Source organism: Geothrix campi, from assembly GCF_024609265.1.
GTDB classification, from domain to species: Bacteria; Acidobacteriota; Holophagae; order Holophagales; family Holophagaceae; genus Geothrix; species Geothrix campi.
This window is the reverse complement of record NZ_JANHMP010000003.1, coordinates 529,308-548,718: the sequence shown is the minus strand read 5'-3', so window position 1 is coordinate 548,718 and position 19,411 is coordinate 529,308. Positions and strand designations below refer to the sequence as shown.

At 67.5% G+C, this 19,411-nt stretch carries 16 protein-coding genes; 7 read left to right on the top strand and 9 right to left on the bottom strand.

The window, feature by feature from the left end; all coding sequences use genetic code 11:
- Positions 1-39: 39 nt before the first annotated feature.
- The 7 genes from NOV65_RS14350 to rpmH are packed head-to-tail and all read right to left on the bottom strand — an operon-like array spanning position 40 to position 5,699.
- Positions 40-327: a hypothetical protein gene (locus NOV65_RS14350; RefSeq protein ID WP_257307246.1), complete on the bottom strand. Its 288-nt coding sequence runs from the start codon at positions 325-327 to the stop codon at positions 40-42.
- A gap of 21 nt (positions 328-348) precedes the next feature.
- Positions 349-1,809, bottom strand: coding sequence for an Asp-tRNA(Asn)/Glu-tRNA(Gln) amidotransferase subunit GatB (gatB, locus tag NOV65_RS14345; protein ID WP_257307245.1), 1,461 nt, complete (start codon positions 1,807-1,809; stop codon positions 349-351).
- A gap of 34 nt (positions 1,810-1,843) precedes the next feature.
- On the bottom strand, positions 1,844-3,148 hold the full coding sequence (locus NOV65_RS14340) for a tRNA modification GTPase (RefSeq protein ID WP_341849970.1): 1,305 nt from the start codon (positions 3,146-3,148) through the stop codon (positions 1,844-1,846).
- 9 nt (positions 3,149-3,157) lie between these two features.
- The gene (locus tag NOV65_RS14330) at positions 3,158-3,622 is read right to left on the bottom strand and encodes a hypothetical protein (RefSeq protein ID WP_257307243.1); all 465 of its coding nucleotides are present in this window, start codon (positions 3,620-3,622) and stop codon (positions 3,158-3,160) included.
- Positions 3,623-3,632: 10 nt separating this feature from the next.
- A complete protein-coding gene (locus NOV65_RS14325; protein ID WP_257307241.1) occupies positions 3,633-5,189 on the bottom strand; it encodes a YidC/Oxa1 family insertase periplasmic-domain containing protein in 1,557 nt (518 codons plus the stop codon).
- Positions 5,186-5,554, bottom strand: a complete 369-nt coding sequence (locus tag NOV65_RS14320; RefSeq protein WP_257307239.1) for a ribonuclease P protein component — start codon at positions 5,552-5,554, stop codon at positions 5,186-5,188. The genes NOV65_RS14325 and NOV65_RS14320 overlap by 4 nt, the downstream gene beginning before the upstream one ends.
- A 10-nt stretch (positions 5,555-5,564) precedes the next feature.
- Positions 5,565-5,699, bottom strand: coding sequence for a 50S ribosomal protein L34 (rpmH, locus tag NOV65_RS14315; protein ID WP_026852422.1), 135 nt, complete (start codon positions 5,697-5,699; stop codon positions 5,565-5,567).
- 233 nt (positions 5,700-5,932) lie between these two features.
- Between rpmH and dnaA the strand changes: the two genes are divergently transcribed.
- From dnaA to gyrA, 4 genes are all read left to right on the top strand, one after another.
- Positions 5,933-7,309, top strand: coding sequence for a chromosomal replication initiator protein DnaA (dnaA, locus tag NOV65_RS14310; protein ID WP_257307237.1), 1,377 nt, complete (start codon positions 5,933-5,935; stop codon positions 7,307-7,309).
- 214 nt (positions 7,310-7,523) lie between these two features.
- The gene (gene dnaN, locus NOV65_RS14305) at positions 7,524-8,657 is read left to right on the top strand and encodes a DNA polymerase III subunit beta (RefSeq protein WP_257307236.1); all 1,134 of its coding nucleotides are present in this window, start codon (positions 7,524-7,526) and stop codon (positions 8,655-8,657) included.
- Positions 8,658-8,711: 54 nt separating this feature from the next.
- Entirely contained in the window at positions 8,712-11,276 is a 2,565-nt protein-coding gene (gyrB, locus tag NOV65_RS14300) for a DNA topoisomerase (ATP-hydrolyzing) subunit B (protein ID WP_257307234.1), read from the top strand.
- Between the two features lie 54 nt (positions 11,277-11,330).
- Entirely contained in the window at positions 11,331-13,937 is a 2,607-nt protein-coding gene (gene gyrA / locus NOV65_RS14295) for a DNA gyrase subunit A (RefSeq protein ID WP_257307233.1), read from the top strand.
- Between the two features lie 141 nt (positions 13,938-14,078).
- On the opposite strand, the gene NOV65_RS14290 is transcribed toward gyrA, so the two are convergent.
- The gene (locus NOV65_RS14290; protein ID WP_257307232.1) at positions 14,079-14,510 is read right to left on the bottom strand and encodes a gamma-glutamylcyclotransferase family protein; all 432 of its coding nucleotides are present in this window, start codon (positions 14,508-14,510) and stop codon (positions 14,079-14,081) included.
- A 75-nt stretch (positions 14,511-14,585) separates the two neighbouring features.
- Positions 14,586-15,824, bottom strand: a complete 1,239-nt coding sequence (locus tag NOV65_RS14285; RefSeq protein WP_257307230.1) for a serine hydroxymethyltransferase — start codon at positions 15,822-15,824, stop codon at positions 14,586-14,588.
- Positions 15,825-15,942: 118 nt separating this feature from the next.
- Here NOV65_RS14285 and purB point away from each other — a divergent pair, with 118 nt between their 5' ends.
- The 3 genes from purB to NOV65_RS14270 are packed head-to-tail and all read left to right on the top strand — an operon-like array spanning position 15,943 to position 18,897.
- Entirely contained in the window at positions 15,943-17,394 is a 1,452-nt protein-coding gene (gene purB, locus NOV65_RS14280; protein WP_257307228.1) for an adenylosuccinate lyase, read from the top strand.
- 17 nt (positions 17,395-17,411) lie between these two features.
- A complete protein-coding gene (locus tag NOV65_RS14275; protein WP_257307226.1) occupies positions 17,412-18,242 on the top strand; it encodes a hypothetical protein in 831 nt (276 codons plus the stop codon).
- Between the two features lie 7 nt (positions 18,243-18,249).
- The gene (locus tag NOV65_RS14270) at positions 18,250-18,897 is read left to right on the top strand and encodes a 4Fe-4S dicluster domain-containing protein (protein WP_257307225.1); all 648 of its coding nucleotides are present in this window, start codon (positions 18,250-18,252) and stop codon (positions 18,895-18,897) included.
- Positions 18,898-19,411: the final 514 nt, after the last annotated feature.

The following is a 19,411-nucleotide window of genomic DNA, read 5'->3' as shown; positions in this document are numbered from 1 at the left end:
CTCCCGCCATCCAGCATAGGCGCGGAAGCCCTGCCTGGCCTACCACTTCCAGAAGACCAGCGCGAGAGCCACGACCGCGAAGGCGATGACCGCCACCAGCCGCCACACCGTGGGCTGCCCCTTGGGCGGCGCGGTGGGCTCCTGGTCCGCCAGGGCCGCGCGGGTCAGTTCCTCTTCCGGGGCCGGATTGGAGGGTCGACAGTCCGGGCACCGGAACGCTTCGCCGGGGACTTCCACCGCGTCCACGATCACCCGGCCACAGCCCTGACAGACATGACCCACGCCTGGGAGGTACGCCGAAAGGGAAGGGGGGATCTCGTTGCTCATGGGCCCAGCATGCGGTGGGAATCACTCCCTGGCCAGCCCCTCGGTCAACACTTCATGGACCACCTTGGGATCCAACCGCCCACCCCCGGCCTTCAGCACCTGGCCCACCAGGAAGCCCTGGAGGCTGGTCTTCCCGGCCCGGAACTGGGCCACGGGGCCGGGGTTCGCCGCCAACACCTGGGTCACCAGGAGCTCGATGGCGCCGCGATCACTGACCTGGGCCAACCCCTTCCGAACCACGATGGCTTCGGCGCTGCCGCCGCCCGCCAGGAGGTCGGGATAGACCTGGTCCTTGGCCGCGCCGAAGCTGATCTGCCGCGCCTCCACGAGGCGCACCAGCTCGGCCAGGGCCTCCGGGGGCACCGGGAAGGATCGGATGCCTACGCCGCGCTCGTTCAAGGTGCGGCTCACCTCCCCCAGCATCCAGGTGGCGGCCGCTTTGCCATTCCCGCAGGCGGCGGCCAGGGCCTCGAAATAGTCGGCGAAGGCCGGGTCGTGAAGCAGTGTGGCGACCTCCTCCTCGCCAAGCCCGAAGGCCGAACCCCAGCGGCGGCCCCGGGCCTCCGGCAGCTCCGGCAGGGCCGCCCGGATGGCGGCAACCTCGGCCTCGGTCACTTCGAGGGCCGGCAGGTCCGGCTCGGGGAAGTAGCGGTAGTCCATGGCGGCTTCCTTGGTCCGCTGGGACCGGGTCTCGCCGGCCTCGGCATCCCAGCCCCGGGTCTCCTGGGCCACGCGTTTCCCAGCGGCCAGGAGGGCGGCCTGCCGCTCGATCTCGAAGGCCAGGGCCTGCTTCACGAACCGGAAGGAGTTGAGGTTCTTCACCTCCACCCGGGTGCCGAAGGTTGTCTCTCCGGTCCGCCGGAGGCTCACATTGGCGTCGCAGCGGAAGCCGCCCTCCTCGAGGTTGCCTTCGCAGATGCCCAGGAAGACCACCAGGCGGTGCAGGGCCTTCAGAAAATCAGAGGCCTCTTGCGGGCTTCTCAAGTCCGGTGCTCCCACCACTTCCAGCAGAGGAACTCCGGCCCGGTTTAGGTCCACCAGGGTGGCGTCCGGCCGCTGATCGTGGCTGCTCTTGCCGGCATCCTCCTCCAGGTGGGCCCGCTCCAGGCCGATGCGTACGGGTCCAGTGGCCCCGCGCACGGCGGGATCCCCGGGCACCTCCAGGGCCCCCCCTTCCACCAGGGCCACCGGCCCCTGGGTGATCTGGTACCCCTTGGGCAGGTCCGGATAGAAGTACTGCTTCCGGTAGAAGGTGCTGCGGTCGCTGATCCGGGCTCCGACCGCCAGGCCCAGGGTGATGCCCAGGCGGACGGCCTCGTCGTTGAGAACGGGCAGGGCCCCGGGCAGGCCGAGGCAGACGGGGCAGGTCTGGGTGTTCGGCGGAGCGCCGTAGGCATTGCGGCAAGCGCAGAAGAGCTTGGACTGGGTCCGCAGCTGGATATGGACCTCGAGTCCGATGATGGCTTCCAACCCAGGCTTCACGCGCCCCCCTTCGGGCCAGTCTACTTCGGCGGCCCTATTTCCCGAGACAGAAGCCGCTGAAGAGTTCATCCAGGGTGCGCTCGGCCCGGTCCTCCCCCGTGAGCCGGGCCAGGAGGCCCCAGGCCCCCTGCAACAGGGAGGCGGGCAGTTCGGGAGGGCCCCCGGGTTCCAGCTCGGCCAGCAGATCCAACTGACGGGCCAGCTCGTCCAGGAGGGCCACCTGCCGGTCGGTGGCCAGGGCCCCCAGACAGGCATCCGGAGCTAGGCCCCCCAGGATCCGTTCCTTGAGGGCCACCTCCAGGGCATCCAGCTCCCCCCGGTGCGCGGCGATGGCCACGCCCGGGACTTCCGCCAGATCCGCGAAGGTGCGCACCTCCAGGACCTTTCCCGTGAAGGGGGCCAGGGCCGCCTGGAGGACCGGGTCCGGGTCCTGGTCCTGGGTCGGCCAGAGATGCAGGACTAGGTCCGCGCCTTCCAGGACGGGGCGCACCCGGGCCACGCCGAGGCGCTCCACGGGATCCTCCGTGCTGCGCAATCCGGCGGTGTCGTACAGGCGGAGGGGCAGGCCCCGCCACTCGCAGCGCACCTCCAGCACATCCCGCGTCGTCCCGGGGATATCGGTGACGATGGCGCGATCCTCCCCGGCCAGAGCGTTGAAGAGGGTGCTCTTCCCGGCATTGGGGCGGCCCACCAGGGCGAGGCGGAGACCATCCTGCAGGTGCCGGGCCGCCCGGGCACGGGATTGTTCCACGTGGAACCGCTGCCGAACGGCGGCCAGACTTTGATTCAAGGTCAAGAGATCCAACAAGATGCCCTCTTCCTCGCCATAGTCCACCGCCGCCTCGGCCCGAGCCACCCAGGGGGCCAGCACCTGGCGCGCATCCTGGAGCCAGGACGGCAGGGCCCCGGCCCGGGCCTGGGCCAGTCGGATCTGCGTGTCGGTCTCGGCGGCCACCAGGTCCCGCAGGGCCTCGGCCTCCAGCAGCCCCTGCTTGCCGTTCAGGAGCGCGCGTCGGGTGAACTCGCCCGGTTCCGCCAGGCGGATCCCCAGGGTGCCGAGGTGGGCCACCAGGCGCCGCACCAGCAGCGGATTCCCGTGCACCTGCAGCTCCACCAGATCCTCGCCCGTATAGCTGGCGGGGGCAGGAAAGGACAACACCAGGGCCTTCTCTTGGAACCCGCCCCAGCGCAGGGTGCGCAGCGAGGCCACGCGGGGCTCGGGGAGGCTCAGGAGGGGCCGGAGAACCGCCGCCAAGCCGACGCCGGAGATGCGCACCAGCGCCACCGCCGACGGGATGGGCGGGGTGGCCGGAGCGCAGATGGGATCGGTGGTGGGCACCGGGCCAGTCTACTTCCGGAACACCTTCACGGGTTTGAAGGTGCCGGTGCCTTCGCTCTCGGTGCCCAGGCCCTCTTCGCGGCTCACCACCAGGTGCACCCAGCGGCGTTCGCGGGCGCTCAGGGCACCCAGGGTGTGGCTGCCTAGTTCGCGGGCCTTGTCGGCGGCAAAGCGGCCCATGGCCATGACCTCCTGCATGCGGAAGAGGCGCGCGCCCTTCACATCCAGGTAGGCCAGCCGGGTGTCGTCGCGCTCGCCCTGGGCTTCGTGGACCAGGAACTGGAGGGCGTCCAGGCCCGCGCCCCGGTCGGCGGCGAGCCAGCCGGCATCGGGACCGGAGACGGCCAGGCGGTTGGGGAAGGCCTCCTCGTCGCCCGAGGGCGCGGGCTTCGCCTCCACGGACAGGCCGAGCTGGGCCATCCAGCGGGTGATGAGTTCGGGTACGGATTCCAGGCTGGCGCTGCTCTTCCGCATGGCTGGACTCCTAGACCTTGATGGGCTGGGGCTGGTAGGTCCGCATGATCCACCAGGTCTGGCCGAGGCCGATCATGTTGAACACGAAGTAGTAGATCGTAAGCCCGGCGGGGCTCTGCGCGAAGAAGAAGGTCATCATCGCGGGCATGAGCACCAGCATCATCTTGCGCTGGGCGGGATCGCCCACGGCGGGCGTCATGGCCTGCTGGGCGAACATGGACGCGCCCATGAGCACCGGGAAGATGTAGTAGGGATCCTTGGCGGACAGATCGGTGATCCAGCCGAAGAAGGGCGCGTGGCGCAGCTCGAAGACGGCGTTCAGCATGGACCAGAGAGCCAGGAAGATGGGCATCTGCAGCAGCATGGGCAGGCAGCCGCCCATGGGGTTGTGGCCATTCTTCTTGTAGAGGGCCATGAGCTCCTTCTGCATCTCGGCCTTCTTCGTCATATCGCCGCCGAACTTCTCGTACTTGGCCTGGAGGGCCTTCTGGTGCGGCTCGAAATCCTTCATGCGCAGCATGGAGATGGTCTGCTTGGTGTTCAGGTGCCAGGTGGCCAGGCGGATGATCACCGTGAAGAGCACGATGGCCCAGCCCCAGTTGCCCACCACGCGGAAGACCATGCGGAGCATCCAGAAGAGCAGCTGCGCCACGGCCCCGAAGAAGCCGTAGTCGATGACGCGCGTGAAGGGCTTCTCGAAGGCGAGCAGCGGCTCCGCCTGCTTGGGGCCCAGGTAGAGGGAGGCTTCCAGGCGCCCGTTCTGGGGCAGCAGCTGGTAGCCGGAGGCGTCGCGACCCGCCGGGACGGGCAGCTTCCACAGGGCGGCGAAGTAGTGGTTGCGCTGGCTCTTGGCATCCTTCTCCACGCCCGCGTCCAGGCCCAGACGGGCGGCGGTGGGCGGCAGTTCCTTGCGCTTGGCGCCCAGGAAGCTGAAGAAGGGGTCGTGCAGCGTCTCGGCCCAGGTCACGGCGTTGACGGATTTCTCGGAGAGGGTGAAGACGCGGCCTAGGTGCTTCACGGGCTCGTCGCTGGTGGGGTTGGCCACCAGCTGGAGGGCGGCCTTCCCCGGGGAAAGTCCCTCCACGCGGAGCTCGAAGCCCTTCTGGGGCACGTGGTAGGCCAGGCGATCCCCGCTGGCGTTTTCGAAGACGACCGCGGTGCTCTCGGCGCCCTTCTCTTCGCGCACCGTCTCGAAGCCCGCGCCCTGGAAGGCGCCGAGGCCCGCGAAGGCGTCCGGGAAGAACTGGGTGCCGTCCTGGAGCCAGGTGGCCTGCTTCAGGGCGCCCGTGGCCACCTGCCAGGTCAGGCGGAAGTCCGTCGTGACCAGGGTGTGCACGGCGGCCGGATCCGCGGCCTTGGTCCCGGGCTGGAGGGAACCCTGGGCGGCAGGAACGGCGGGGGTCGGCGCGGGGACCTGGGGCTTGGCGGCCTCGGCGGGGGTCGGCTGGGTCTGTGTTTGCGCCTGCGCGGCCGGCACCGGCTTGGCGTAGCGCGAGCTGAGCCAGAACTGGGCGGCCAGCAGGATCACGCTGCCGATGACGAAGTAGAGGACATTGCGGTTTTTCATGGCGTGTCCGTGGGGGGGAGACGGCGCAGGGCCAGCGCAAGCTGGCCCTCGATATCCCGGAGGGTGAGCCGGTCAAGGGGCGGGGCGCTGCGTGCGGGGCGCACCCAGACGACCCAGGGCTGGTCGGCGAGGCGCCCGGAAAGCGACAGGAAGGCCATGCGGACCTGGCGGCGGAAGCGGTTGCGGCGGACGGCCGGACCGGTCTTCCGGGGGGAGGTCACGAGCAGCAGGGGCCCGGTTCCACTGGACTGGCGCCAGGCGCGGATATCCAGATACGCATCATGCCCCAGCAGGGGCCGGGGCAGGGGCGTGGGCACCGCATGGTCCTTGTGGCGGACCGTGCGGAAGTGGCCCTTGAAGATCACGGGACCCGCGTTAGACCGCCAGGACGTGGCGGCCCTTTGCGCGGCGGCGCTTGAGCACCAGACGGCCGTTCTTGGTCTTCATGCGGCTCAGGAAGCCGTGGGTCTTCGCGCGGCGGCGATTGTTGGGCTGAAAGGTGCGCTTCATGGTTCCACCTCGGGGGTCCCCTCCCGGGGAGGAGGACGAACCTTCGAGGGTATCAGCGGAGGACCCGCCGCTCAAGGGCATTTCCATCCTCCCATCCACCCCTGGGGGTGCTAGATTTGGGGTCCCCCCCGCGAGTCTCCCGTGGCCGGTGGCGAGCGAAGCCCGCCCCCGAGGTTGCGTGCCTGCGCCCCCCTTGCCACGTCTGTCGCTCCACCACCGCACCCGGTGAACTCATGCGCTCCGCCGATCCCACCGCCCTTTGGGACACCATCCGCCTTGGACTGTCCAAACTCCTCCCCGAAGCCAGCTTCAAGGAGTGGATCGCGCCCTGCTCGCCCGTGAAGGTGGAGGACGGAACCCTGTGGATCCAGGTTCCGAGCGCGGCGGCGAAGCTCTGGATCGAGCAGCAGCTGCCCGAGGAGTTCAACGATGCCCTGGCGCAGGGCGGCCTCGCGGATCTGCACCTGGTGTTCCTGGTCTCGGGAGCCCCGGCTGTGGAGGCGCGGCCCCAGCCGAGGAAGCACGAATCCGGCAGCCATCCCGCGGTGGAGGCGCCCACCGCCTTCCCCTACCTCTTCAACCGGTACACGCTGGACCGTTTCGTGGTGGGCCCGGGCAGCCAGCTGGCCTTCGCCGCGGCCAAGGCCGTGGTGGACAGCTATGGCAAGGCCGCCACGCCCCTCAGCATGAACCCGCTGTTCATCTACGGCGGCGCCGGCCTCGGCAAGACGCACCTCATGGTGGGCATCGGCAAGGGCCTGTTGGCGCGGGATCCCCGGCTCCGGGTGGCCTACCTCAAGGTGGACAATTTCTTCAACGAACTCACCGTGGCCATCAAGGCCAAGAACACCGAGCCGATGCGCAAAAAGTACCAGCAGAACGATGTGCTGCTGCTGGATGACGTGCAGACCCTCGGAAAGATGGAGCGGACCCAGGAGGAGATCTTCTACGTCCTGGAGTACCTGCTCCAGCACGGGAAGCAGATCGTCCTCACGTCGGACAAGCCCCCGCAGCGCCTGGAGGGCTGCCACGAGCGGCTCATCACCCGCTTCAAATGGGGCCTCACCGCCGACATCCAGCCCCCGGATTTCGAGACCCGCATCGCCATCCTGAAGAAGAAGCTGGAGGACGCGGATTTCAAGAGCGTCCCGCCCATCCCCGAGGATGTGCTTACCTTCATCGCCCACAAGGCCAAGGGCAGCGTGCGGGACCTGGAGGGCTTCCTCACCCGGGTCATCTTCCAGGCCAGCCTCATCGGCGTGCCGCCCACCCTCGAGGTGGCTCACGCGGCCTTCCAGGGGCAGAGCGGGGAGGAGCCCACCGCCGCCGTGCCTCCCGAGCGGATCTACCGGATGACCGCGGAGACCTTCAACCTCTCCTTCGTGGATCTGATGAAAAAGCGGTCGCGTCAGCAGGCCGTTCTGGTGCCTCGCCAAGTGGCCATGTACCTCGCCCGGGAGATCGCATCCGCGCCATTCACCGACATCGGGCGTTCTTTCAGCATGCACCACTCCACCGTCATGAACGCCATCGACTCGGTGCGCGAGCGCATGAAGCGGGATCCTGATTTCCACAGGATGGTCCAGGCCCTATTGAATAGCATTCATTGATAAAAAGAGTGTTACATCGTTTTCCGCAGGACGAGGGCGCTCCGAATCCACAAGCCAGCCCGGGCGCTTCCGCAAAGCCGGCACGACCCCTTGGTTCCACACCACCACAGGGGCTCTCCACAGCCTGTCCCGTGCGGGGAAACTCCGGTAGAATAGGGCTTTGAGACGTCATTCCACAGGTTGTCCTGGGCTTCAGCATCATCAAGGGTGATTCATGAGTCTTCAGTTACAGGTTTCCAAGGATCGTCTGGATCGCACCCTGGGGATCCTGAAGCACGCCTTGGACCGCCGGGTCACGCTGCCCATCCTCCAGCACATCCTCGTGGACGTGCGGCCCAAGGAGGTGGTGCTCAAGGCCACGGACATGGAGCTGGCCTTCGAGGCCACGGTGCCCGGCGAGGGGCAGGGCGAGTGGACCATGGCGGTACCCGGCAAGAAGTTCATCGAGACCGTGCGGGTGTTCCCGGAAGGGATCCTCAGCCTGGAATGCCCGGACGCTGGGGGCCGTCTGTGGCTCCGCGCGAAGGGCATGAACTCCGAACACAACATCCAGCCCGGAGAGGGCTTTCCGGAGCTGCCAGGGCCCAGCAAACAGCTTCCTGTCGTGAAGATCCCCGTCCTGCGGTTCAAGCGGGCCATCCAGCTCGGCTCCATCGCCGTCAGCAAGGACGCCACCAAGCCCACCCTGTCCGCGGTGCTCGTGCATCTGTCCAAGCACCATGTGCGCGTGGTCTCCACCGACGGGTTCCGGCTCGCCGTGGCCGAGGTCCCCTGCGACACGAAGCTGAAGGATGAAGTCCGCCTCATCGTGCCCAAGCGGGCCCTGGACCTCATCCCCACGCTGCTCGGCGACGAGGGCGAGGTGGAACTCTGCTGGGATGGCACGACGCTCTTCCTCGATCAGCCGGGCCTGAAATTCAGCACCCGCCTCGTCACGGGCAACTACCCCGCCTACGAAAAGGTGCTGCCGGCCGAACTGCCCAAGCGCGTCATCATGGATCGCGAGGTCTTCCTCCGCACCCTCCGCTTCGTGGGCCTGAAGAAGGATGACTACAACAAGAACGTGCGCCTGTTCTACGAATTCCCCAACCTTCGCACGGTCTTCCAGCACCCCGACGAAGGCGTGAACCAGGCCACACTGCCCTTCACGGGCGAGGAACAGCCCTTCGAGCTGGCCTTCAACATCGACTACCTCACGGAACTTCTGGAGCGGCTCCCGGGCGAGGAGGTCGTCTACCAGTTCAAAGACGAAGTGGGTCAGGGCGTCTTCATGTCCCCCAGCCTCGAAGACTTCAGCTTCCGCTACGTCCTCATGCCCGTCCGTTTCGCCACCAGCGCCACCGCCTGATCGGCGCCCGCAGCACCGCACCGCATCCCACCGTACCCAACCAAGTGAGTTTTGATGTCTGAAGAAGTCTCCCGCGCCCGTGTCCATACCCCCCTGGAAACCGATAGCTACACAGCCGACAACATCACGGTCCTGAGAGACCTCGAGGCCGTCCGCAAGCGGCCCGGCATGTATATCGGCGACACCGATGACGGCAGTGGCCTGCACCACATGGTCTACGAGGTCGTCGATAACGCCGTCGACGAAGCCCTGGCGGGCTTCTGCACCCGCGTGGACGTCATCCTCCACAACGACGGCAGCTGCAGCGTGGAAGACAACGGCCGCGGCATCCCGGTGGACATCCACAAGGAGGAGGGCCGCAGCGCCGCCGAAGTCATCATGACGGTGCTCCATGCCGGCGGGAAGTTCGACAACACCAGCACCGAGGGGAAGAACGCCTACAAGGTGTCCGGCGGCCTGCACGGGGTGGGCGTCTCCTGCGTGAACGCCCTGTCCTCCAAGCTCTGGCTCACTGTCTGGAAGGATGGCCAGGAGCACGCCATGACCTTCTCCCAGGGCAAGGCGGACGCGCCTCTGAAGCTGATGGGACCCACGGCCCGGCGCGGCACCCGCGTACGGTTCCAGCCTGATCCCGAGGTGTTCAACAACGTCCTCGATTTCAGCTTCGAGACGCTCAGCCAGCGCCTGCGGGAGTTGAGCTACCTCAACCAGGGCGTCCACATCCGCATCACGGACGAACGCACCGGCGACACCCACGACTTCATGAACGCGGGCGGCATCAGCGCCTTCGTGGAGCACCTGAACCGCAACAAGCCAGTCCTCCACAAGCCCCCGATCTACATCAAGGACGAGAAGCAGGACACCACCGTCGAGGTGGCCCTCCAGTGGAACGACTCCTACCAGGAGACCCTCTACTGCTTCACGAACAACATCCGCAACCGCGATGGCGGCGCGCATCTGGAGGGCTTCCGGGCCGCCATGACCCGCGTCATCAACAGCTATGCCGAGAAGAACAACCTACTGAAGAGCGCCAAGGTGACCCTCTCGGGCGAGGACGTCCGCGAGGGGTTGACGGCGGTCTTGAGCGCCAAGGTGCCTGATCCCAAGTTTTCCAGTCAAACAAAGGATCGCCTCGTCTCCAGTGAGGTGAAGGGCATCGTCCAGACCATCGTCTACGAGAAACTCTCGGCGTTCTTCGAGGAGAACCCGCGGGAGGCCAAGGCCATCCTGGAGAAGGCCATCGAAGCCGCCCGCGCTCGCGAAGCCGCCCGCCGGGCCCGCGACCTGACCCGCCGCAAGGGGGCCCTGGATGGCGGGGGCCTGCCCGGCAAGCTGGCGGACTGCCAGGAGAAGGATCCGGCCCTCAGTGAGATCTTCCTGGTGGAGGGCGACTCCGCCGGCGGCTCCGCCAAGCAGGGGCGCCACCGGGCCACCCAGGCCATCCTGCCCCTCAAGGGCAAGGTGCTGAACGTGGAGAAGGCCCGCTTCGACAAGATCCTCGGCCACAACGAGCTGCGCGTGCTCATCCAGGCGCTGGGCACGGGCATCGGCAAGGAGGAGTTCAAGGTCGAGAGCCTCCGCTACCACAAGATCGTGCTGATGACCGATGCCGACGTGGACGGCTCCCACATCCGCACCCTCCTGCTCACCTTCTTCTACCGGCAGATGCCGGAGCTGGTGGCGCGCGGCCACCTCTACATCGCCCAGCCGCCGCTCTACAAGGTGAAGAAGGGCAAGACGGAAAAGTACCTCAAGGACGAGCGGGCCCTGGAGGAGTTCCTCTTCCAGAAGGCCCTGGACGGCTGGACCCTCAGCCTGCCCGACGGCACGGAGCACAAGGGCGCGACCCTGGTACGCGAGATGAAGAAGTGGGGCGAGGTCCAGCAGCTCTTCGGCAAGCTGGACCGCCGCGGCTATGCCCGGCCCCTGGTGCGCGCCCTCCTGGCGGATGGCCTGCTGGACGCCGACCGGTTCCAGAGCCGCGAGGGCCTGGAGGAGCTGGCGGCCGCCATCACCCGCGAGAAGCTCGGCACCTGCGAGATCGAAACCGTCGAGGCCATGGAGCTGCCCGGGGAAGGGGAGGGCGCCGACCCCCTGCTGATTCCCGCCACCCACCGCCTGAAGCTGGTGCGCATGCACCTGAGCCGCCCCATCACCCTCTGGATCGACAGCCAGGTGGCCCACTGGGGCGAGTTCCGCCGCCTGGCCACCCTCCAGGTCGAGCTGGCCGGGTTCCGTGGGGGCGAGCTGCGGCTCCGCCGCCTCAAGGACGTCAAGGACACTCCGAAGGACAAGGAAGCCGAGGACGAGGTCGAGGAGGGTGCGCCCAAGCTCAACAAGGAGCACGTGTTCACCGACCCGGAAGAGATGCTGGCCATGGTCCTGGAGGAAGGCAAACGAGGCCTGGGCATCCAGCGCTACAAGGGGCTGGGTGAGATGAACCCCGAGCAGCTCTGGGAGACCACCATGGATCCCGAGCGCCGCACCCTCCTGCAGGTCCGGGTGGACGATGCCGTGGAGGCCGACGAGATCTTCACAGTCCTCATGGGCGACGCCGTGGAACCCCGCCGTCGCTTCATCGAGACCAACGCCCTCCTCGCGGAGAACATCGACATCTAAGTTCTGTTTTTGCAGGATGTCGAGCAGAGTTCCACGTAGAACACCGGGAAACCCATGAGCCTGAATCGTATCGAACCCCTGGAAATCGAAAAGGAAATGCGGAAGTCCTACCTGGACTACGCCATGAGCGTCATCGTGGGCCGGGCCCTGCCCGACGTGCGCGACGGCCTCAAGCCCGTGCATCGCCGGGTGCTGTATGCCATGAAGGAGGCCGGGAACGAGTGGAACCGGGCCTACAAGAAGTCCGCACGCACCGTGGGTGATGTGATGGGTAAGTACCATCCCCATGGCGACTCGGCCATCTACGACACCCTGGTGCGCATGGCGCAGCCTTTCTCCATGCGGCACGTGCTGGTGGACGGCCAGGGCAATTTCGGCTCCATCGACGGCGATTCCGCCGCGGCCATGCGCTACACCGAGGCCCGCCTGTCCCGGGTCGCCAACGAGATGATGGGTGACATCGACCAGGACACGGTGGATTTCGGACCCAACTACGACGGCAGCATGGAGGAGCCCCTCGTCCTGCCCGCCCGCTTCCCCAACCTCCTGGTGAACGGCTCCCAGGGCATCGCCGTGGGCATGGCCACCAGCATTCCCCCCCACAACCTGCGGGAGTGCTGCCGGGCCCTGATCGACCTCATCGACCACCCGACCATCGCCATGGAAGCCCTGATGGCCCACATCAAGGGCCCCGACTTCCCGGGTGGCGGCCTCATGCTGGGCACCGAAGGGGTCGTGGACGCCTACCGGACGGGCCGCGGCCGCTGCGTGGTGCGCGCGAAGTCCCACGTGGAGCAGATCCGCCGGGCGGGCGACCGCGAGCAGCTGGTCTTCACCGAACTGCCCTACCAGGTGAACAAGTCCACCCTCATCGAGAAGATCGCCGAGCTGGTGCGCGACAAGAAGATCGACGGCATCAGCGACCTGCGGGACGAGAGCGATCGCGAGGGCATCCGCCTGGTGGTGGAGCTGAAGAAGAACGAGCCCAGCGACATCGTGCTCAACCAGCTCTACCAGCAGACCCAGCTCCAGAACAGCTTCCCCATCACCATGCTGGCCATCGTGAACGGCCAGCCCCGCGTCTGCACCCTCCGCGAGATCCTGCAGGAGTTCATCGGCTTCCGCCGCGAGGTGGTGACCCGCCGCACCCTGTTCCAGCTGCGGAAGGCCGAAGAGCGCCACCACGTCCTGATGGGCCTCAAGATCGCCCTGGACCACCTGGACGCGGTCATCAAGCTCATCCGAGCCGCCAAGAGCCCCGAAGAAGCCAAGGCCGGCCTCATGGCGGGGGCCTTCGCCACCGCAGCGGCGATCAAGAAGGACCCCAGCCTCTGCCTCTCGGCCGTGCAGGCCCAGGCCATCCTGGACATGCGCCTCCAGCGCCTCACCGGCCTGGAGCGGGAGAAGATCCTCGACGAACTGGCCGAACTGGAGAAGGTCATCGCGAAGCTCAAGGCCATCCTGGCCGACGAGAAGCTGCTCCTGAAGGTCATCAAGGAAGAGCTGCAGCAGGTGGCCGACCAGTTCGGCAACGACCGCCGCACCGAGATCGTGGGCTACTCCGGCGAGATCCGCATGGAGGACGTGGTGCCCGACGATCCCATGGTCGTCACCATGTCCAAGGCGGGCTACATCAAGCGCACCGACCTCAACGCCTACCGCCGCCAGCGCCGGGGTGGCAAGGGCAAGGTGGGCATGAAGACCAAGGACGAGGATTTCGTCGAGCAGCTCTTCATGACCAAGGCCCATGACACCCTCATGGCCTTCACGGACAAGGGCATTGTTTACGCATTGAAGGTCTATGACCTGCCCGAGGCGGCCGCCTCCACCCGGGGCAAGCACATCCGGAACCTGATCTCCCTGAAGGACGGGGAGAACGTGGTGACCCTGATGGCCCTGCGGGAATTCCCCGAGGGCGAGAACCTGGTCTTCGCCACCAGCGACGGCACAGTGAAGAAGTCCAGCCTGGCCGCCTACGCCAACATCCGGGCCAACGGCCTCATCGCCCTCAACATCGACGATGGCAACGCGCTGGTGGCCGTGCGGCGTTCCACGGGCACCCAGCAGATCGTCCTGGCCACGGCCCAGGGCAAGGCCATCCGCTTCCCCGAGGAGGATGTGCGCGCCACGGGCCGCGCCACCACGGGCGTGCGGGGCATGAAGCTGGCCGCCAAGGACCACATCGTGGACATGGAAGTGGCGGATCCGTTGCCGGACCTGCCGGAAGGCGTGGAGCCCGACGAAAGCACCGAGGACCACGGCATGCTGCTTACGGTCTGCGAGAAGGGCTACGGCAAGCGCAGCCTCCTCCAGGACTACCGGCTCCAGGGTCGGGGCGGCACGGGCGTCATCAACATCCGCGCCGGAGTCCGCAATGGCCAGGTGGTGGGCTTCAAGCTCGTCAAGCCCGGGGAAGGGTGCCTGCTCATCAGCCAGGAGGGCATGGTCATCCGCTTCCTCATCGACGAGGTCCGCAAGACGGGTCGCAACGCCCAGGGCGTCGGCCTCCTCAAGCTGGCCAGCGCCGAGGACCGCGTCGTGGGCCTCGCCAAGATCGATGCCAGCGCCATGGCCCTGGACGAGGAGGAAGAGCTCATCGAAGGCGAAGTGGCCCACCCGGGCCCCGACGAGAGCGGCGAACAGCCGAAGCTGGGTTTGTAGGGTGACATTCTCCGGGGGTCCCCCTCGCCAGGCATGCGTTGCAAGGATCTAAGGTCGCGCTGCGCGCACACCCCCGGACCCCCGCGTAAAGGGCCGGCAAAGCCGGTCCTTTACTTGCCCGCACGGAACGTCACTTGGGCCCTACAGGTAGGCCGCCCAGTCTCCATCCGGTAGCTCCACGGCCTCCCGCTCCAGCCGGGGGAGGCGTTCCACATGGAACACATAAACCCAGGCGTGGTACTGTTGCCCCCCTTCGAGGGTCACGGGCAGGAGCTCGCGGCTGAAGAGATCCTCCGCCACGCCCTCCAGGGCATCCAGGTCGGCCAGGGCGCACTCCAGATCGTCGTCGTCCTCATAGCCCACAAAGTCCCCCCGCACCCAGCCGGGGCCGGGCGGTGGCTCCGCGGGATCAGGGCCCGGCACCAGGGCGGGGTAGCCTGTGGGCAGGTGGAAGAGCCGCCCCCCCACCCAGGCCCGGGTGAGGCCCTCCGGGTGGGTTCGCTGCAGCCAGGCGTGGTTCGACCCGCCCTCCCGCAGCGCCCCGTACACGAACAACCCATCCGCCGCGAACATATCCACCCCTGAAAAACATACCGCCAAAACGCGAGGCGTTTTGGCGGCGGTCGAACAGAAGGAGCCGGAGCGGCTCTATTCCGGAATGGGGAACTGGTCGGTGAGGTGGAAGACCTCCTGCCGGACGCGGGCGAAGGTGCTTTCGTCGCCCCGGTGCCGCAGGGTGACATCGAAGAAGCGGGCGATCTGATCCATCTCCTCCTCCTTCATGCCGCGGGTGGTCAGGGCAGGGCTGCCCAGGCGCACGCCCGAGGGCTTGAGCGGCGGATTGGGGTCGAAGGGGATGCCGTTCTTGTTGGTGGTCATGCCGGCCCGGTGCAGGCAGGTCTCGGCCTCATGGCCCAGGAGGTCGTGGTCGCGCAGGTCCACCAGGAAGAGGTGGTTGTCCGTGCCCCCACTGACGATGCGCCAGCCCCGCTCCTGGAGGCCCTTGGCCAGGGCGTGGGCGTTGCGGATGACCTGGCCGCTGTAGGCCTTGAAGTCGGGCTGCATGATCTCGTGCAGGGCCACAGCCTTGGCGGCGATGACATGCATGAGGGGCCCGCCCTGGACGCCCGGGAAGACCGCGCGATCCAAGTCCTTGGCATACTGCGACTTGCAGAGAATCAGCCCACCGCGGGGGCCGCGCAGGGTCTTGTGGGTGGTGGTGGTGACATAATCCGCATGGGGCACGGGGCTGGGGTGATGGCCCGTGGCGACGAGGCCCGCGATGTGGGCCATGTCCACCATGAGCAGAGCGCCCACCTCGTCGCAGATCTCGCGGAAGAGGGGGAAGTTCCAGGTGCGGCTGTAGGCCGAGGCCCCGACCACGATCATCTTTGGCTGGTGCTGCCGGGCCAGGTCGCGGACCTCGTCCATGTCCACCCGCTCGTCCTCCTTGCGGACGTGGTAGGGCACGAACTTGTAGAGGATGCCAGAGCTGTTCAGGGGGTGCCCGTGGGTGAGGTGCCCGCCATGGGACAGGTCGAGGCCCATGACGGTGTCGCCTGGCTTCAGGGCTGCGAGGTAGACGGCCATGTTGGCCTGGGCACCGCTGTGGGGCTGCACGTTGGCGTGCTCGGCCCCGAAGATCTGCTTGGCGCGGTCGCGGGCGAGGTTTTCGACGATGTCCACCTGGCTGCAGCCGCCGTAGTAGCGCTTGCCCGGGTAGCCCTCCGCGTACTTGTTGGTGAAGTGGGAGCCCATGGTCTGCATGACGGCCCGGGAGGCGTAGTTCTCCGACGCGATGAGCTCCAGGTGGTGCCGCTGGCGCTGCACCTCCAGTTCCAGGGCCTGGAACACAGCGGGATCGGAAGAGCGGATCACTTCGTACATGGCGGAGGCTCCAGGGTGATGCCCCTATCCTAGCCGCGGTGGGCCTTCGCCAAGACACCCTCTTCGTGAGCGGAATCACAGGTCTGTGGCTGTGAGACACTGAAGGGCCGGAGTTCCCATGCCCTTCCTCCCGCCCCACGACGGTCCCGAGCTGGAGCGATTCGAGCACCCCCTGGCCAGCCGCTACGCCAGCAAGGCCATGGTGCGCCTGCTGTCCCCGCTGTACCGGCAAAGGGTGTGGCGGCGGCTCTGGATCGCCCTCGCCGAGGCGGAATCCGAGCTGGGCCTGCCGGTGACGGCCGCCCAGATCGCGGAGCTGAGGGCCACCCAGGATGCCGTGGACTTTGAGGTCATCGCGAGGCATGAGTCGGCCCTGCGCCACGATGTCATGGCCGCCATCCACGCCTGGGGTGAGCAGGCGCCCGGGGCCCGGCCCATCATCCACCTCGGCGCCACCAGCTGTTTCGTCACGGACAATGGGGACCTGCTCATCGCCCAGGAGGCCCTGGTCCTCCTCCGTCGCCGGCTGCAGGACGTGATCGCGGCCCTGGCGACCTTCGCGGACCAGTGGAAGGACCAGCCGACCCTGGGCTTCACCCACTTCCAGCCCGCCCAGCCCACCACCGTGGGCAAGCGGGCCACCCTGTGGATCCAGGACCTGCTACTGGACCTGGAGGATCTGGACCACCTCATCCGCACCACGCCGGTGCGGGGCGTGAAGGGCACCACGGGCACCCAGGCCAGCTTCCTCGAACTGTTCGAGGGCGATGGCGACAAAGTGGAAGCCCTGGAACAGCGGTTTTGCGGGAAGGTGGGCTTCCCGGCCATCCCCGTCAGCGGCCAGACGGCCACCCGCAAGCTGGAGGATCGCATCGGCCAGGTGCTCTGCGGCATCGCGGCCTCGGCCTCGAAATTCGCCTGCGACCTGCGCCTGCTCCAGCACCTGAAGGAGGTGGAGGAGCCCTTCGAGTCGAAGCAGATCGGCTCCAGCGCCATGCCCTACAAGCGCAACCCCATGCGCTCGGAGCGCATCAACAGCCTCGCCCGCTTCGTGCTGGGCCTCATGCCCTCCAGCTACCAGACCAGCGCCACCCAGTGGATGGAGCGCACCCTGGACGACAGCGCCCACCGCCGCCTCACCCTCAGCCAGGGCTTGCTGGCGGCGGACGCCATCCTGGTGCTCTTCCGCAATGTGGCCTCGGGCCTCCTGGTCTACCCGAGGATGATCGAGGCCCGGCTCGCCCAGGAACTGCCCTTCATGGCCGCCGAGGTGCTGCTGATGGAGGCCGTGAAGCGGGGTGGCGATCGCCAGGACCTGCACGAACGCTTCCGTGGCGCGGCCCTGGAGGCCGGCCGCCGCATCAAGTCCGAGGGCCGTCCCAACGAGCTGCTGCAGCTCCTGGCGGCGGATCCCGCCTGGGCCATGACGGAGGTCGAACTGGAAGCCCTGCTGGACGCCAGCCGGTTCACCGGCCGCGCCGGGGACCAGGTGCGCCAGTTCCTGGCGGGCCCGGTGGCCGCCGCCCTGCAGGGCCATGCCCCGGCCGAAGAGGCCGCCGTCCGCGTCTGACATCGAAAGGTTTTGACATGCTGAAACTCGCCGTCATCGGCGCCCAGACTTTGCTGGGCCGCGAACTCGTGAACGCCCTGGAGGCGCGGGAGGCCTCGGTGCTGCCGCTGTCCATAGGCGCCCTCACCGTGGAAGAGGAGGTGGGGGATCTGGTGGTCTTCGCGCCGAGCCGCCTCCTGCTGGAGGGGCTGGACGCGGTGATCCTGGCGGATTCACCCGATCCCGAGCTGCTCGAGGGCTTCCCGGGCCGCATCCTGGACCTCCGCTCCGAACCCGAAGCCCGGATTGATCCCATGCCCCTGGCGGGCCCCTGGCCCAAGGGGGTGAAATCGCTGAGGGGCCGCCCGGCCCTGGAGCAGGTGCTGGCCCTCCTGCCTTCCCTGCTCGACGGGTTGGGCGAGGTGGGCGGTACCCACCTGCGCTCCGTGGCTTGGATGGGCGACCGGGGCCTGGACGGCCTCGTGGAGCAGACCCTGGCCGTCCTCAACGGCGAGGACCCCGATCTGGTCAAGCTGGGGTACCGCCAGGCCTTCGAGGTGGTGCCGGTGACACCGGCCGCGGGCAAGGGCCGGCTCATGGAGATCCGGGTGCCCTCCTTCCACGGCGATCTGCTGATCCTCCAGCTCCGCGCCGCGGAAGGGAAGACGCTCGTGAAGAAGGCGGCCCCCGTGGGGGTGGCCTGGGTGGAAGCGGCGCCCAGCTCGCGGGACGTGGCCATCAGCCACGATCTGCTGGCCTACCTGGACCTCACGGGGGGCGGCCAGGCCGGCGTCCTCACCCTGGGCTTCGACCCGGTGCTGTGGGGGACCCTGCGGCCCGCCATGCGGGTGCTGGGGCTGATGGACTGAGGCGACGGTGGCGAAGAAGCTCGATGAACCCCAGGAACGCGGCGACTTCTTCAAGTCCCTGGGGAACCTCTTCGCGGGCTTCGTGGCCAACCGCGTGGAAGAGGCGGTGACGAACCTCGGGCCGAAGCTGCTGCGCCCCCCCGGTGCCCTGGACGAGCTGGAATTCCTCACCAAGTGCACCCGTTGCGACAAGTGCATGCGGGCTTGCCCCGAGAACGCCATCCTCCGGGCCGGTCCCAGCGCGGGCCTGGGCCTGAAAACCCCCTACCTCGATCCGCGGAGCATCCCCTGCTTCCTCTGCACCACGCTCCCCTGCATCGCGGAGTGCGATGACGAGGCCCTCGTGTGGCCCCGGCTCGTCCGGGCGGACGGCACGGTGCTCGAGGGGCCGAAGGCCGTGCGCATGGGCACGGCCCGGGTGAAACCCGGCCTCTGTGTCACCTGGGGCGATCTGGACCGGGAACCGCGCGCCTGTCGAGTCTGCGTGGATCGCTGTCCCTATCCCGAGGAGGCGATCCGGATCACGGCCCCCCGAGAGGGCGAGACGGTGGGCCATCCGGCGGTGGACGCGGACGTCTGCACAGGCTGTGGACTGTGCGTCTTCGCCTGTCCCGCCGAGCCCGCGGCCATCGTCGTGGAGCCCCGGCGGGAGTAGGGGGGCCGACCCCGTCCTGAGCGCCCAAACACGCTTGGATGAGGGGAGCTCAAAAAGGGGCGGATAGCCAATCCCTTATCTTCTGAAACCGAGACAATCGTTTAGGCCACTGATAAACTGGCCCCAATCCTTGTTACATCGTGGATAAAGGTGGGATATGCGATTGAAGACGGGGCTCCTTGCATCCTTGTCTGCACTCCTTTTTGTCCTGGGCTGCGGTGGCGGAAGCGCCACCATGAGCTCATCTGGAACACAGCCTCCACCTCCACCTCCACCTCCACCCCCACCTCCGGCACCCATTGCGAGCCTGAACATCCAATCAAGTCGTCCCAGTCTGGCCCCAGGAGAAAGCCTCACCCTGACAGCGGAGTTCCTGAACACACCAACCGCGCCCATCACGTGGACCGCAACGGCCGGGGCCTTCAGCAGCTCAACTGGGACCAGCGTCCAGTACACACCGCCACCCATGCTGGCGGGCTTTGAAGTCCAAGCCGAGAGCCAGGGTCCACCGGCC